Annotated in this window: 13 protein-coding genes and 2 pseudogenes; 4 read left to right on the top strand and 11 right to left on the bottom strand. The window is 40.9% G+C overall.

Annotated elements, in window-relative coordinates:
- Positions 1–85: 85 nt before the first annotated feature.
- The 3 genes from cobA to V7K56_RS11445 all read left to right on the top strand — a co-directional run bounded on the left by cobA (position 86) and on the right by V7K56_RS11445 (position 3,721).
- The gene (gene cobA / locus V7K56_RS11435; protein WP_334910470.1) at positions 86–1,675 is read left to right on the top strand and encodes a uroporphyrinogen-III C-methyltransferase; all 1,590 of its coding nucleotides are present in this window, start codon (positions 86–88) and stop codon (positions 1,673–1,675) included.
- 282 nt (positions 1,676–1,957) lie between these two features.
- A complete protein-coding gene (gene coaE, locus V7K56_RS11440) occupies positions 1,958–2,554 on the top strand; it encodes a dephospho-CoA kinase (RefSeq protein WP_334910472.1) in 597 nt (198 codons plus the stop codon).
- A gap of 861 nt (positions 2,555–3,415) precedes the next feature.
- Positions 3,416–3,721 carry a hypothetical protein gene (locus tag V7K56_RS11445; RefSeq protein WP_334910474.1) on the top strand — a complete coding sequence of 102 codons (306 nt, stop codon included), beginning with the start codon at positions 3,416–3,418 and terminating at the stop codon, positions 3,719–3,721.
- Between the two features lie 2 nt (positions 3,722–3,723).
- On the opposite strand, the pseudogene V7K56_RS11450 reads toward V7K56_RS11445, so the two are convergent.
- The 9 genes and pseudogenes from V7K56_RS11450 to V7K56_RS11490 form a co-directional block, all read right to left on the bottom strand.
- Positions 3,724–3,975, bottom strand: a pseudogene (locus V7K56_RS11450) (DOPA 4,5-dioxygenase family protein); the annotation flags it as partial.
- A 97-nt stretch (positions 3,976–4,072) separates the two neighbouring features.
- The gene (locus V7K56_RS11455; RefSeq protein ID WP_334910754.1) at positions 4,073–4,609 is read right to left on the bottom strand and encodes a universal stress protein; all 537 of its coding nucleotides are present in this window, start codon (positions 4,607–4,609) and stop codon (positions 4,073–4,075) included.
- Between the two features lie 340 nt (positions 4,610–4,949).
- Positions 4,950–5,459 carry a hypothetical protein gene (locus V7K56_RS11460; RefSeq protein ID WP_334910476.1) on the bottom strand — a complete coding sequence of 170 codons (510 nt, stop codon included), beginning with the start codon at positions 5,457–5,459 and terminating at the stop codon, positions 4,950–4,952.
- A 29-nt stretch (positions 5,460–5,488) separates the two neighbouring features.
- On the bottom strand, positions 5,489–6,403 hold the full coding sequence (gene thrB, locus V7K56_RS11465) for a homoserine kinase (protein ID WP_334910478.1): 915 nt from the start codon (positions 6,401–6,403) through the stop codon (positions 5,489–5,491).
- Positions 6,404–6,826: 423 nt separating this feature from the next.
- A complete protein-coding gene (locus tag V7K56_RS11470) occupies positions 6,827–7,111 on the bottom strand; it encodes a hypothetical protein (RefSeq protein ID WP_334910480.1) in 285 nt (94 codons plus the stop codon).
- A 100-nt stretch (positions 7,112–7,211) separates the two neighbouring features.
- Positions 7,212–7,409: a tetratricopeptide repeat protein gene (locus tag V7K56_RS11475; RefSeq protein ID WP_334910756.1), complete on the bottom strand. Its 198-nt coding sequence runs from the start codon at positions 7,407–7,409 to the stop codon at positions 7,212–7,214.
- Positions 7,392–7,541: pseudogene (locus V7K56_RS11480) on the bottom strand (tetratricopeptide repeat protein); the annotation flags it as partial. The gene V7K56_RS11475 and the pseudogene V7K56_RS11480, both read right to left, overlap by 18 nt.
- A 12-nt stretch (positions 7,542–7,553) precedes the next feature.
- Complete coding sequence (locus V7K56_RS11485; RefSeq protein ID WP_334910482.1) at positions 7,554–9,389, bottom strand: tetratricopeptide repeat protein; 1,836 nt, start codon at positions 9,387–9,389, stop codon at positions 7,554–7,556.
- Complete coding sequence (locus V7K56_RS11490; protein WP_334910483.1) at positions 9,346–10,692, bottom strand: P-loop NTPase fold protein; 1,347 nt, start codon at positions 10,690–10,692, stop codon at positions 9,346–9,348. Before V7K56_RS11490 ends, V7K56_RS11485 begins: the two co-directional genes overlap by 44 nt.
- Before the next feature lie 615 nt (positions 10,693–11,307).
- Between V7K56_RS11490 and V7K56_RS11495 the strand changes: the two genes are divergently transcribed.
- Positions 11,308–12,771 carry a serine hydrolase domain-containing protein gene (locus V7K56_RS11495; RefSeq protein WP_334910486.1) on the top strand — a complete coding sequence of 488 codons (1,464 nt, stop codon included), beginning with the start codon at positions 11,308–11,310 and terminating at the stop codon, positions 12,769–12,771.
- A gap of 278 nt (positions 12,772–13,049) precedes the next feature.
- Here the strand turns inward: V7K56_RS11495 and V7K56_RS11500 are convergent, their stop codons facing one another.
- Together V7K56_RS11500 and V7K56_RS11505 are read right to left on the bottom strand one after the other, a co-directional pair.
- A complete protein-coding gene (locus V7K56_RS11500; RefSeq protein WP_334910488.1) occupies positions 13,050–14,396 on the bottom strand; it encodes a hypothetical protein in 1,347 nt (448 codons plus the stop codon).
- A 341-nt stretch (positions 14,397–14,737) separates the two neighbouring features.
- The gene (locus V7K56_RS11505; RefSeq protein WP_334910490.1) at positions 14,738–15,481 is read right to left on the bottom strand and encodes a hypothetical protein; all 744 of its coding nucleotides are present in this window, start codon (positions 15,479–15,481) and stop codon (positions 14,738–14,740) included.
- Positions 15,482–16,094 lie beyond the last annotated feature (613 nt).

The raw sequence follows: 16,094 nt of genomic DNA on the forward strand, positions 1-16,094 counted from the left end.
CAGCCCGCCGCAGGCATCAGACGGCAGTTCCTTTAAGCGGGGGAACCCCGCCAACAGACTGCCTCAACTTTGTAAGAGAGGACAAATGACAAAACAAAGGGGTAAAGTCTACCTCGTAGGTGCTGGCCCTGGAGATGCGGCATACCTGACAGTAAAAGCTTACAATCTCTTAGCTACTGCTCAAGTGTTAGTCTACGATGCTTTAGTAGATGCTCAATTATTGCAGTACGTACCAGATGATTGCCTAAAGTTAGATGTCGGTAAACGCGGTGGCAAACCCAGTACAAGCCAAGCACAGATTAACAAGTTACTGGTAAAGCACTGTCTGCAAGGAAAACAAGTTATACGCCTCAAATCAGGCGATCCGTTGATTTTTGGGCGTTGCACTTCCGAAATTGAAGCGTTAAAAGCATCCGGTTGTGATTTTGAACTAGTACCAGGAATTTCCTCAGCCCTTGCAGCACCTTTATTGGCAGGAATTCCCTTAACAGATCCGGTGTTAAGCCGCACTTTTGCAGTGCTTACAGCTCATGAACCAGAGGTTCTAGCCTGGGAGGCACTCTCACGCTTAGAGACACTGGTAATTTTGATGGGAGGGCAACATCTACCAGAGATTGTAGATCAACTATTGCGGCATGGGCGATCGCACTTAACACCCATTGCCATCATCCGTTGGGCAGGAACTCTTGATCAACAAATTTGGACAGCGCAACTGGGCAATATTCTGGAACAAACTGCCAAATTACCCCTTTCCCCAGCGGTAATTGTGATTGGGGAAGTTGTTGGGCTACGCAAGTACTTACAACCTGAGAAAATAGATTGTCAGGATTCGACTTCAGCCAAAACTTATAGCCCCCCTGCTATGTCAAACAATTTTCCCCTATCTCCCCTTACTGGTAAAATGATCTTGGTAACACGTTCAGTTGGCCAATCGAGTCAATTTAGCGATCGCCTCATTGCATCAGGTGCAACAGTTATCGAAATGCCTACCTTAGAAATCGGCCCGCCCTCCAGTTGGGAAGCTTTGGATCGTGCGATCGCTGATTTATCTGACTTTGACTGGTTAATTCTCACTTCTACCAATGGCATAGACTACTTTTTTGAAAGGCTAACTACCCAAGGTAAAGATAGCCGTGCCTTAGCTGGCATCAAAATTGCCGTCGTTGGTGATAAAACAGCCCAAAGTCTCAAACAACGCTCTCTGCAAGCAGATTTTATTCCCCCCAACTTTGTTGCCGATTCTTTAGTGGAAAATTTCCCAGATAAATTAGATGGTAAAAAGGTGTTATTTCCCAGAGTTGAAAGCGGCGGCAGAGAAGTTTTAGTTAAAGAATTAACTCTCAAGGGAGCAAAAGTGATAGAAGTTGCGGCATATCAATCTTGTTGTCCTAGTAGTATTCCGCCTGCGGCAAAGTTAGCTCTCCAAAACCGCAAGGTAGATGCGATCACCTTTGCCAGTTCTAAAACTGTACAATTTTTCTGTCAACTTACTAATAATATATTTTCCAACAACTCTGATGCTAGCCAATTCTTAGATGGAGTTTGTATTGCCTCTATCGGTCCCCAAACCTCCAAAACTTGCCATGATTTATTCGGACGTGTGGATATAGAAGCCCAAGAATATACTTTAGATGGTTTAACCCAAGCACTGATCGCATGGGCGGCAAATTCTTAGATGAGAGAGCAGAGGGAGCAGGGGAAGTAGGGGAGCAGGGAAGCAGGGGAGCAGGGGAGACAAGGGGGACAAATCAATTCAAAATTCAAAATTCAAAATTCAAAATTAAAGAACTTCTGCCTCCTGCCTCCTGCCTCTTCTTTTTCAATGACAAATGACAAAGCGCAAAGTCTGAGCGGAGGTTTCCTCCGTTGGCGCAGCCCGCCGCAGGCATCAGACGGCAGTTCCTTTAAGCGGGGGAACCCCGCCAACAGACTGCCTCAACTTTGTAAGAGAGGACAAATGACAAAACGTATAATCGGCTTAACTGGAGGTATTGCCACAGGTAAAACCACTGTCACCAATTATTTAGCTAGCACTTATAACCTGCCGATTTTGGATGCAGATATTTATGCTAGAAAGGCAGTATCTTTAGGTTCGCCTGTTTTGGGTGCGATCGCTCAACGTTACGGCGAACAAATTTTACTACCAGATGGCAGCCTCAACCGCCAAAGGCTAGGTGAAGTTATCTTTAATCGTCAAGATGAACGCAACTGGATAGACAATTTGATTCATCCTAATGTGCGCGATCGCTTTCTCAAAGCAATTGCTCAGTCTTCGTCACAAATACTGGTGTTAGTAGTGCCTCTATTATTTGAAGCTGGGATGACTGATTTGGTAACAGAAATCTGGGTAGTGCGTTGTTCCCAAGAACAACAACTGCAAAGATTGATACAACGAAACCATTTAAATACAGAACAGGCACGAGCCAGGATTAACAGCCAATTATCCATCGAAGAAAAAGTGGCTCATGCAGATGTCGTTTTAGATAACTCTTCTACCCTAGAAGTACTACTCAAACAGGTAGATGTAGCTCTAGTCACTACTTGTAGTGACTAGTACCGCAAGGCAGAATTCAAAATTCTCTCATTCAAACAGGTATACAGCTGATTTGGAATGGTGAAGCAGTCCGGCTGAAGGGGTGACAAGACCGCTAAGAGCTTTGCCCATCAAGCTTTTAATTTATTTGACCTCCAAAAAGATAGAGTCTTATTGACAGGCTTATTGACAATGAAATAGCGTTCGCCCTTGGCGTTGGCGCAGCCATCGCTTTGTGGACTCATCCCATACTTTGGTCAAATGTGTCATACCAATTTGAAAAAAGAATGCGACAGATACACATCTCCAAAACCTTGTCCTGTCTAGATTCTTAATTTTGAATTTTGAATTTTGAATTTTGAATTGGTATCAGTTTGTTGGCACAAAAGTCAGACAATCTTTTTGGAGGTAATTGAGCTGAAAGACTTGCTATGTACGGTTTGCCGGACGCTTGTCACCCCTTCAGGCAGTCCGGTCTTCTCCCAGAGGGAGAGGCTAGCGCCAAGGGGGTTTCCCTCCCCCATGAGGAACTGCCATTAGCGAGCCTGCGTTCGCCCAGCGTCTCGTAGAGAGCGTCACCCGTTCGCCCTTGGCGTTCCCGAAGGGTAGGGGTGGTTTATTTACGCGCCCGTTGTACTAGATTATATTGATATTAAAATATATACATATATGACATTTTCAAGACATAAAAAGCTTATTAATTAATACTAGATAGTTAAGCAAAAAACTTATATTTCACCAAATCTCGTCCAACAGTTAGGTGATTTTACAGTTGAATCTGCGGTTAACAGTACTGTAAATTTAAAAGAATCGGCTTTTAAATGAATTATAAGTCCTATTTTTTTATTGTTTTTAAGTGCCTTCTCTTCAATCAGAACAGGTATGAACTTAAGTTTTAGTTTTTTAAATAAATTAGCTCTGGTTACCTCTCCAGTAACAGAATTAAAACAAAAGAATAAAATCCATGATTACAGACAGCAAGTTTGTGGAGGCGACTACATATTTGAGCGCCTCAATGAAGGAACAATTGGGTACATGACTGGAGTAGGGAAAAGCATTAAAGCTTGCGATCGCATTATTTTACGAGAAGGTTGTGAATCTTATCAATATCAAGTTGAAGAAATTGATTACTACTCCGCTCCATCTGATATGTGGATAGCTTTACTCAAGCAAATACAGAATGACTAAATATTAACGAGAATATCTAATCCCTCACGATTGAGCATTAACCAAGGAACGACTTTATTAAACTGATTCGGTAAGAAAGCAACTTAATACATCGCTTTTGGATGGGGCCCGATGGGCTTGTCAAACCAGCATCCGAGTTGCACGTCAAACCTAGCGCCTAATCCTTCGCGTACACGCGCAGCTACATCTCGACTTGCAGGATCGAAGTAAACATGAGCATGAAAACCAACGATCTCGCTAGTATCTTCTTTCATAGATCCACTTTTCGCTCTCAACTTTAATTTTGCATAGCGTCAGGCCGAAGTATTACCCACTCTAATTATGCAAGTTAGATGTGGAATAGCTTAGTAGTTAGTCAACGCTGAAAGTGCTTGTAGTTTCTTTAACAACTTTATCTATTTTAGGAGTAATTGAAAGATGCACAATATGCACTGAACAAGGAGCATGGTGAAGAACATAGTTACTCACACTACCGAGAAATAGTTCCATCAATCGAGAATGACCCCGACGCCCCATAACAATTAGGTCAGCGCCACAACTATGGGCTAAATCACAAATAATCCGACCAGGATTACCAACATTTTGTGTAAATTCCGTAATGACACCTGCTGTGTTTGCTTGGGCACAGAAAGATTGCAACATCTGGATTCCTAGATTTTTAAAGGTATCCCACTGTTGTTGGTATAACTCAAAGCTTTGACTGGTCAATTCTGGATAGTAGTCCATATTAGACAGCATAGGTACATAAGGACTACCCTCTTCTTCGGAAGACAGGACGTGAAGTAACATTAAGCTAGCTTGTGTTAACTTTGCTAAATCCAATGCTTCCTTAAAAACCTGTTGCCCTATTTCCGAGCGATCTAATGCAACTAAAATCTTTTTAAACATCATATAGACCTCCGATTTCATTGGTAATTGGTCTTTACGGTTTCGGGTTTCCAGATGCTGGATTGTCAAAAATGATTAATTCCTCAACTATGTTTAGCAACTTTTGAATTTTAAATATCTTAAAAATTTTCGCCCTATATTTATATTTATAGCAAAACAATTTAAGGAACTTGTAAGGAAAGCCAGCATTTATCTTTGAGCATCAGGGAGCATCCCATTTTGGAAGAAATATTTTTGAACCCTGAGCCTAAATCCCTCTCTCAAGGTTGATATGCATTAGTCACATTTTTCTTAAGATTGTTGTAAATATGTGTTGCATACCAACGAAAAGGGTAAAGCATTAAATAATCCGGTTGACAATTGTCCATACCTCTGCATCAGAGCGGACATAGGGAACGGAGATTGTCTTCAAGCCAGTAATAAAGGGCTTGTAATAAATCTGCCAATACATTGGACTCAGTTGATTGGCACAAGCCTTAAGAAAACGGACTTCTGCGGCCAGTTCACTTGCTAGTTGATTAATGCGTTGAGCATGAACCTGAGCCACTTCTTTTGCTTCTTCTAGCTGTTGCTGTTGGATAAGTTGCTTTGATTCACCTTGCCAACGCACTAACTTACCTTGTTTTTGTTTTATCTTGCCTTCCAAGGCGGTGATCGCTGCATCTATGCCTTGGAGTTCAACTGATAATTGGGCATTTTCTCTGGCTTGACGGCGGTAAGCTTCCGCCACTGCCTGGGGTGAATCATTCTCGCCAGAGATGACATTATTAATAGTGAGTGCAGCGCGTTCTTCTAAAAGAATCTGAATTTGAGATTTAAGCGCCGCTATTTCAGCCTGAGTTTGCTCCATAAATCGAGTTTTAAGTGCTGAGTAAAATATTAAAAGCTTTTTGCACCTTGGGTATCTAGAGAAAGCGATCGCACCTCGGCTGTAATTCCTTCTTCTTGCCAAGCAGCTAACATCGCCGCCTCCACTGCCTTTGAGTGTAACTTATCCACCAAAGCTAACAGTGTCGGTCCCGCACCACTAATCACCATACCATAAGCACCAGCACTAACAGCTGCGATGTTGAGAGCATCATAACCAGGAATTAAAGCTTTGCGATAAGGCTGATGCAATCTATCTTGCAAAGCCGTCTTTAACCATTGTCCGTTATTAATTTCCAAGCCGCGTAACAATAACCCCAAATGTGCCATATTGAAAATCGCATCAGCACGACTCACGTCAGTGGGGAGAACGCCCCGCGCCTTTGAAGTAGAAAGTTCAAAATTAGGAATAGCCACAACTGGTACAACATCTTTATGCCAGGGAACATCACAAATTTCCCAACCTGCTCCACTGGTAGCAGCAAGACGACATCCACCCAACAAAGCTGGAACTACATTATCAGGATGTCCTTCCATTGCGATCGCTAACTCCATAACCTGTGACTGAGACAGAGTTGCACCTTCTAGTTGATTAGCCGCAACCAACCCACCAACAATTGCTGTCGCCGAACTACCCAAACCCCGCGCCAACGGTACACCCAACTTAATTTCTATTTTCACAGTTGGCGGTGTCTGCTCTATATGTTGATAGAACTTGACAAACGCTTGGTAGAGAAGATTACTTTCATCAGTTTGGACTTGTTGGGCTTCTGTACCAGTGATATCAATAGTTAACCCACCTTCTTCCAGCCGAGTGAACTTGAACTCGTTGTACAGCTTTAAAGCTGCACCAATACAATCAAAACCAGGCCCCAAATTAGCAGTTGTGGCAGGAACAGTAACAGTGACACCAGAAACAACAGACATTGGTAAAACTCACTAATCATCAACTAGCATCCCATGTAAAGGCTATCAATTTCAGCGTGAATTTTGTCTTTTGCAGTCATTTCTGTCTTTCTTGAAAATACCATACTCATTGTAACTTTTGAGGATAACTGGAGAGCGATCGCTCTCCCAAACCAATCAAGCAAACGCTATTCCTGCGGACAGCTTCCCTAACGCACCTCCACAAACTTAAACGCGATTCCTACTGTAAGCTTTACAAAGTATAAGTAGAACGATGTGGAAAAACCAAACTATGTTAAGAAAAATTAAAAAATTAAATAGACTCAAACCCTCCTGCCTCATCCCAACGATAAATATTCACACCGACCTGACTTGAAAATACTACTTCGATTAATTAAAGCTACCACAAATAACGTATCAACAAAGATTTTATTTATCACCCTCCTACCCAGCTAGATAAGAATCAAGATTGCTAGCGAAATCCTCTGGAGCATTTATCTTGATTTGTTTCAATTTTGACATGAAACTCGGTTTTTTCAGATGTTGTTTAGATTGGGCAAAATCTTTGATTAAAAGATATAGTTCATCTAGATATTCTTCGTTAAGGCTATCAATTTCAGCGTGAATTTTGTCTTTTGCAGTCATTTCTGCCTTTCCTGTAAATACCATACTCATTGTAACTTTTAAGGATAACTGGAGAGCGATCGCTCTCCCAAACCAATCAAGCAAACGCGATTCCTGCGGACAGCTTCGCTAACGCACCTCCACAAACTTAAACCCAATCGCACCTCACAAAACCCAAAACGCGATTGATCGCCCATATCCCCACCTACTCCGGTAAACCCTCTAACTTCTCTCGCGTCACTGTAGCCATATATTCATCCTGATACTCAACATATATCTCCAACGCTGTCTGCAAATTAGCCCTAGCCTCTGTGTAATTCTCCTGGGTTTGTGCAACCATTCCCAAATTGTGGTGAGTGCTAGCACTCGAATAGCGATCGCCAAATTCGATTTTGATTTCCAGGGCTTGTTGATAATAATCCCGTGCCTGGTCGTATTGGCGCAACTGTTGGGCAACCGTTCCCAAGTTGTGGTAAGTGCTAGCATTCGAATAGCGATCGCCAAATTCGATATATATTTCCAGGGCTTGTTGATAATAATCTCGTGCCTAGTCGTATTCCCGCAATTCTTTGGCAACCCTTCCCAACTGGTAGTAAGTCCTAGCACTGGAATAGTGATCGCCAAATTCGATATATATTTCCAGGGCTTGTTGATAATAATCCCGTGCCTGGTCGTATTGGCGCAACTGTTGGGCAACCATTCCCAAGTTGTGATAAGTGCTAGCACTGGAATAGCGATCGCCAAATTCGATATCTATTTCCAGGGCTTGTTGATAATAATCCCGTGCCTGGTCGTATTGGCGCAACTCTTCGGCAACCATTTCCAACTGGTGGTAAGTGCTAGCACTCGAATATTGATCGCCAAATTCGATTTTGATTTCCAAGGCTTGTTGATAATAATCCCGTGCCTGGTTGTATTGGCGCAACTCTTCGGCAACCATTCCTAACTGGTGGTAAGTCCTAGCACTCGAATAGCGATCGCCAAATTCGATATATATTTCCAGGGTCTGTTGATAATAATCCCGTGCCTGGTCGTATTGGCGCAACTCTTCGGCAACCATTCCCAACTGGTGGTAAGTGCTAGCACTCGAATAGCGATCGCCAAATTCGATATATATTTCCAGGGCTTGTTGATAATACTCCCGTGCTTGGTCGTATTGGCGCAACTCTTGGGCAACCCTTCCCAACTGGTGGTAAGTGCTAGCACTCGAATAGCGATCACCAAATTCGATTTTGATTTCCAGGGCTTGTTGATAATAATCCCATGCCTGGTCGTATTGGCGCAACTGTTGGGCAACTATTCCCAACTGGTGGTAAGTGCTAGCACTCAAATAGCGATCGCTAAATTCGATTTTGATTTCCAGGGCTTGTTGATAATAATCCCGTGCCTGGTGGAACTGTCGCATATCCAGAGAGACATTACCTAAATAAAATAAGGAATTGGCGACAGCAGGACGATTTTTCTGCTTTTTGGCAATATCTAAAGCTTGTTGATGATAGCTGTTTGCACTTTCAAACTGTCGTTGCTGCTGATAGCTTTTACCTAACTGATTGATAACTTCGATTTGTAAGGAATAATCAGGAAATTGCTTGGCAATTTTCCCAGCTTTTTCTAAATATTCTCTAGCTTTGATTGGTTTATGCTGGCTTAAATATGCTTTGCCCAATTCATTTAAAATATTACAGCAATTGCGGAGATGTTCTCGGCTGGGTATTTCTCCAGTTGGGTGATATTCCATCAACAGGCCATGTAATAAATCGATACGTTCTTGTTGTTCTGGTGTTGGTAAGCGTTCTATATTTGTGTCTGCATTCAGAGTATTGGCAATTGCCCTATCTCTAGTCAATTCTGTGGTTTTAAAGCGAAATAAACCTGATTTCCAAGCCCAAAAATCAGGTGCAAATTTTGCTAACCGCGAAATCGCATAATCTGGCAAGATAAATAAAAGCGGATGAGGTACGGTTTGACGATAGGAATCGCGGACAAAGTTTAAATCCTGTAAAACTGGTGGATAATCTCCAAAAACACCAATCGATTTTTCTAAATTCCGAATTAATAAAACAAGTTTTTTATTTGTTTCTTTAGTAATTTTGGCTAATTGCTCTACCAATTTATCCCGGAGAAATCGCAAATTCTCATCAGGAAAGTCTAAAACCACAAATTGGATTTCTTGACATTGAGGATTCTGTTGCAATCCAGCAATTAATAGATCTATATCGGGTGTAAAGTTAATTTCAATAAAACCTAATGTAAATTTTTCGGCAAAATCGACAAATGTCACTAATTCAGCAAATTCATCTTGATTATAGGCAATAAATTTACCTATTTCGGCTTGAAGTTCACTGTTTTTGTGCTGATTGGAGAGCTTGTTGGAAGAACTCATTTCGCTTCACCACCGGATTTGGATAATTCCACCGTTTATCACCGTTATATTCCAAGACGGAAGTATTAAATAACATTAATTGTCCAATTTCATCTTTACTGACATTTTTAGTTAAGCAAACCTGAGCTAAATGAGGGTAATGTTCTTCAGGAATAAACCGCTCAAAACTAAATTGTTGCTGTTTAACTGCATACTCTACATCTTCAGACATAATTTTTGCATGTTTTCGGGTACTCGCTGTTTGACATGCAGAGCGCATCATTTGCATTAACTGACGCACATGGCCACCACTTGCTTTTGCTAGTTCTAATAATTGATTACGGCTCTCGAAAATTGCATGAATATCAACCCGCTTTTCAATTACACTTGCCATTGCATCTAAGCCCGTCTGATGATAATTTAAATCACATTTTTGCCGTTCAAATTCATATATATTAATCATCGGCACAATATGAGGATCACCATCAAATTGATTTAGGGGATTTTTCGGCGAGCAAAGAATTGAAATTGGTACTGTATAAATGATTGTACAATTTAATTCTTGCATCTGAGCCGCATAATCCAAGAACAAATGTTCTGCTACAACAGGAGGAACCCGATCCAAATTATCGAAGATAATTAATAAATCTTTACATTGAGGAAATTTTTGCCGCAATTTTGCGTAAGCGTCGCTTAATAACAGATTAATATCAGATTTGAGGCGAGATAAATCTTTTTCTAGAGTTTGTCGAATAGTTGTCTTTTGCTTGTCCGAGCCTTTAATTTGTGCCAGCAATTTGACCATTAGTTTGGCGAGAAATGGCGCAGTAGGGCTGAGAGTTGCTTCTGCCTTGACGTTGACTGATTTTTCGACACTTTGCTCGTTTTCTTGAGTAATGTCTTTAAACCATGATTCAAAACTTTTTAATAAATCTTGATTAAAAGTCAAACCTAATTTTCGTAATTCAAATTCAACTTGTTTTATTACAATCAAATATAAATCTGTATAGCGAATATCATTAATATCTGTCTCTTCATTCGCTTCCAAATAAATAACCCAATAATTGTTTTCCCAAAGACTCTGAATTTTTTTTAACTCCGTACTTTTACCACAACCGCGATGTCCAGTAAATAAAATTGTTGTAAAATCACCTGCTTCTTGAAAATCCAAAACTGTACTGACATTATCAATAGCCGAAGTTTTCCGCACCAGCGACAGATCGACATAATACCGTTCCATTTCTGCTGGTTCAAGCGGCTCAACATTACAAGCCAAAAAAGCCGCTTTAAGAGTATTTGCACGCTGAAAACTTGACTGAGACATTCTTTCGAGCAGATAACAATCACCAACTTCTAAATTTTAAGCGATCGCCCATCAAATTTAGCAAATACTACCGCAAGGCGGAAGTCAAAAGTCAAAAGTCAAAAGTCAAAAGTATTATGGAATAAGCTTTTTAGGGCTTTTCAATGGTCTGCTTATTTACGCCGTGCTGTAATACAGCTATAGGACTCATAAAACTCCGCGCGCAAGTTCGGAAATTAGTTATGATTCCTACAGTCATTGCGCCCCAAAGAGCCAAAGCTATGCTTTGTCTCTCCATTCCTTGGTATCAGCACTTGTAACTCGCTTAACCCTCAACACTAGTTGCCAAAATTGAAACGTTTGCAACAATTGCTTGTTCATGTATAAGAAAGGTTTAAGTATTTCCAAGAAATGTATAAGCAGTTGCTGCAAAGACTTCATACTTTGCAACAATTACTTGTTCATGTATAAGAAAGGTTTAAGTATTTCCAAGAAATGTATAAGCAGTTGCTGCAAATGCTTCATGCTTTGCAACAATTACTTGTTCATGTATAAGAAAGGTTTAAATCATTTCGCAAAGTTTGAGTAGAATTGGATAGCACTGACAAACTCAGAACGGAAAAGTGGTGTATACCAATGCTGCAATCCATTGAGCAACGCATTGAGCGTGTCATCAATAATCTTCTGCCAGCAACAGCGTTAGAAGGAAAATTCGGTTCACCGAAAACATTGGATGAGCAATTAGCACATTACCACACCCCAGGTATCAGTATTGCAGTTATTAATGATTTTGAAATCGAATGGGCGCGTGGATTTGGGGTGTGTGAGGCTAGAACAACTTGTGAAGTCACACCAGACACCTTGTTTCAAGCAGGCTCAATCAGCAAACCTGTTTTTGCTTTAGCAGTCATGCGTCTTGCACAAGAAGGTCGTCTCAGTCTTGATGAAGATGTGAATAATTATCTCACCTCATGGCGTGTGCCTGCGATCGCTCCTTGGCAACCCCGAGTAACGCTACGCCAGTTGTTGAGTCATACGGCTGGTTTGACTGTACAAAGCTTTCCTGGCTATTCAACCTCGGCTGCATTGCCAACGACGATTCAAGTTCTCAATGGGGAACCTCCAGCCAACACCGAGAAAGTAGAAGTCAATATCATCCCTGGTTTGCATTATCGCTATTCGGGTGGCGGGACAACAGTTGCCCAACAGGTATTAGTTGATTTGCTCAAGCAACCTTTTCCAGAAATCATGCGCGAATTGGTACTCGAACCGTTAGGCATGACAAATAGCACTTACCAACAGCCGCTCCCGAACGATTGGTTAGCAAGAGCAGCAACGGCTCACCCGTTCTCTGGTGTGCCACTTGAAAGCAAGCACCATGTTTATCCTGAAATGGTAGCAGCAGGTTTGTGGACAACGGCATCAGATTTAGCCAAACTTGGCGTTGATCTCTTGCAAGTATTGCGTGGGTTCTCTCCTACTATGTGGAGTCAAGAGACGGTAGAAGAAATGTTGCGTCCCCAACAGATAGAGCAAACACAAGGATCGAATAGTGAGTTCGTGGGGTTAGGGAATGGATTATTTATAGGATTAGGATTCTTCGCAGGTGGTGGAATTGGTGATGGTTTCTACTTTTTTCATAGTGGTAAAAATGAAGGATTTGTAGGATTGATGCGTGTTTACGCGCATATTGGAAAAGGTGCTGTTGTCATGCTCAACTCGAATGAAGTTGAACTGATGTCGGAAGTAATGCGATCTCTTGCGCTTGAGTATGACTGGCCTGACGTGTTTGAGAAAGAAAAACCAATCATCACCCTATCGCAAGCTGAAAGTTACTCAGGGTTATATTTAACAAAATCTGGATTGCAGTTCAAAGTAGTGAGCCAAAATGAAAATTTGTTTATCGAATGTGACCAGCAACCGCCGTTACAGTTTTTTCCGACATCAGAGCTAGAATTCTTTGCAAAAGCAGTAAATACAAGTATTTCTTTTGAGAAAGATGACACAGGCAAGATCACTGCAATGACTTTAAGCCAAGCAGGTGTCATGAGTTTAAGACCACAACCAGATAAACAGATTAGGGCAGAAAGACAGGGGTGAAAAAGCAAGTGCAGCCCAATCGACAAATCTTCTTAATAAAGTAGTATTACATTGGGTTGCGATCGCAATCAGCTTAGCGGGACTTAAACATTTTTGAGGCAGAAACAAGCCTCAAACCTATACAGGATAAGGGAAATACACCGAAAGCTCAAAAACGCTTGAAACCCAGATATATCAAGAAAACAGGTAAAACGATGTCAAAGTCACTCTGTATATAGGTTTGATGGTTTTTTAAGGCTACTTTTTGTCTAAGTCCCATTAGAAGAATTGAATTTACGTTAACAGTGTTGTTGTTTTTTGAAGAGTGACAATAACAAACATACCAGTCCCATTACTACTAACGACACTGAAGAAGCAGATTCTGGGACAGGCTGAGGGTTTTGCACAGGCTGATAATTGATTAAATTTCCTTGAATTGGGCGGAGTGATGCCAAAAGTTGCTCAATATCCTTAGATATATCAGTGTCATTCCCAACACTTTTAGAAGAGATGAGGCGGTTAAAGGTTTGGCTACTTGATACATCAAAATTTCCTGTAAACCCAAGAAAATTTTGACCTATTTTACCTATAAGAGAGTCAATCAGATTGTTGACATCAGTTTTAATTCCTAATGGGGATAACTTTAAACTGCTGAGATTATTGACGTTTCCAATCGTTGTGTTATCAGTCTTTGTTAACCAATTGCCATTACCAATAATTTCATTTCCATTGGTAAAAACCCAGTTACCATTACCAATAATTGTGTTATCAGTGCCGAAGTCCCAATTGCCGTTTCCAATGGTTGCGTTGTCACTGCCAAAGTGCCAATTACCATTACCTAATGTTGAATTCTTACTTCCATTGTCCCAATACCAGTTGCCATTACCAAGGGTTGTATTATCCTTGCCAAATAGCCAATTGCCATTACCGATGGTTGCGTTGTCATTATTAAAGTTCCAGTTCCCATTACCAATGGTTGCGCTGTTACTGCCATTATCCAAGTTAAAATTACCAATAGTTGCGTTATTACTACCAGAGTCCTTATTACCATTCCCAATCGGTGCGTTGCTCTGATTAAAGGTTTGGCTACCTGAATTAGATGTATTCCCAGTGTTACTAAAGGGTATATTGTTACCAAGGACTTCTTTCAACGGATCGAAAGGCGATTGTTGAAGCAGACTTCCTGCACCTGCAATCGGATTACTGTTACCTGCAAATGGATTGGTAGCGCCACCTGCAAATGGATTGGTAGTCCCACCTGCAAACGGATTGCTGTTACCTGCAAATGGGTTGGTAGCCCCACCTGGAATGGGATAACCACTGCCTGCAAACGGGTTACTACCTGCTGCTAATGTGTTATCAATACCCTTGAAATAGTTATCACCCAGAACTAACTTTAATCGCTCAAAAATTAATTTCTGAAGCCCACTGCCACCATCACCTGCAAACGGGTTAATACCGCCACCTGGAATCGAATTGCTACCGTTACCTAATAACAAATTGCTACCACCCGTCAACAGGCTGCCTTTAACAGCAGACAAACTGTCATTGGCAGCAAAGGAATTACCGCTATATAGGTTGCTAGTGCCACCTGCATTTAAGGGATTAACTCCACCATTAATGGGATTGACAGCAGACGCTTCCATTGGCACTAATTCTCCTATTTTTAGTTAAAAAGTTATGGGGTCTTCAGTACTTCTTATACCAATTATGAATTTGCTAAACCTAAAATCTCTCTAAAATAAAAGCTTTAATATTTTACCGTCAAACTAACAGAAAATATTGCCTAAGCCTTTACCTGAGAAGAGTTTCGGGCGTAAAATAGCAAACTAGTACAGTCAGGCAGAAGTCAGATCAGCGATAATACACGCTTTTTTGGTTTATCAAATAATATGTTTATTTGCGCCAAGCTGTACTAGCATACTATGTACTGAAGAACTCATCATTGTTCCCTTCTATTTATCTGCTGATTTTCGCAAGGATTCTATTAAGCGAAGGGGATTTGTCCAGCACCAAATGAGGGCATTTGTCCAGCACCAAATGAAGGCATTTGTCCAGCACTACCACCAAATGAGGGGGTTTGTCCATCACCAAATGAGGGGATTTGTCCACCACTGCCACCAAATGAGGGCATTTGTCCACCACTGCCACCAAATGAAGGGATTTGTCCTTCACTAAATGAGGGGATTTGTCCACCACTGCCACCAAATGAGGGGATTTGTCCTTCATTAAATGAGGGGATTTGTCCACCACCAACTTCCTTGTCAAGCTTTGAGTTAACTAGCTTGTCAATAGTAGCCCTCAAAGTGAACCCGTCCGGTATTTCAGTTGTGCTAATACCATAGGTCTGGCTGCTACTACCAGTCAAAGGGTCGCTGCCACTACCTTGGCTAGCACTACCTACAGATGGATTATTACCACTTGCAAATGGATTACCACCACCTGTGGATGGGCTACCACCAACTTTAGATGGGTTTACACCCTTTGCAAAGATATTCCAGAAGTTGTCACCAGCGAAAGGATTGCCATTGTAGGGTAAATCAGGCTGACTGCCAGCAGCACCACCACCAAATGGGCTACTGCCACCTTCTCCATTGCCAACACCACTGAATAGATTTTTGAGTTCTTCCTCACTGAGAACTTCTTCCAAGCGACCGAAGGGTGATTGTCCAAGCTGATTGTTCCCACTAGTAGAGGAGTTACCGCTACTACTATTACTTGAATCTGCCATTAGGATTAATCCTCCTGTTTTTTTGGTGAAAACTTTGCTAGCATCGCAACATAAAATAAACAAAATATAAGTTTATTTTGTGACTTTATTGTTATCTTTTTGTTAGCAAAACTAATTAGTAGTTATTAGATTATTTGGTTATCTTTGTTAAGTAAAGATAATCAATTTTCCTCAATACTACTGACACTTTACAATGTATATGATTTAATTTTGAAGGACAATGAAAAATATTTTGATATGTTTATAAAATTTGTAGAGATTTTTAGACAAGATTTAAAAAAATAACTAAACTTTTTAGATAATAAAACTAAATTTGGATTAAGTATTATATTGCAATGAATAATATTTTGATAAATTTACCAAATTTTTAGATATTTAGTTTATCTGCATTTATCCGGTGCTATATCACTTTTATCCAACGTGATAGCGCAAGACTGATCATAACGAATAGCACGGTTACTTATAGCTTACAATAATTAAGTCGGCACAATATAAGCAAACTATATCAATAAAAGCAAACAAGGTTTAAACGCTTTTTATTCCTGCCCTCTGCCCATACTCCCTGCCTTATCCCAACGATAATTATTTACGCCGCCCTAGTTACTTTACATCA

This window comes from Nostoc sp., from assembly GCF_036917535.1.
Lineage (GTDB): Bacteria > Cyanobacteriota > Cyanobacteriia > Cyanobacteriales > Nostocaceae > Nostoc.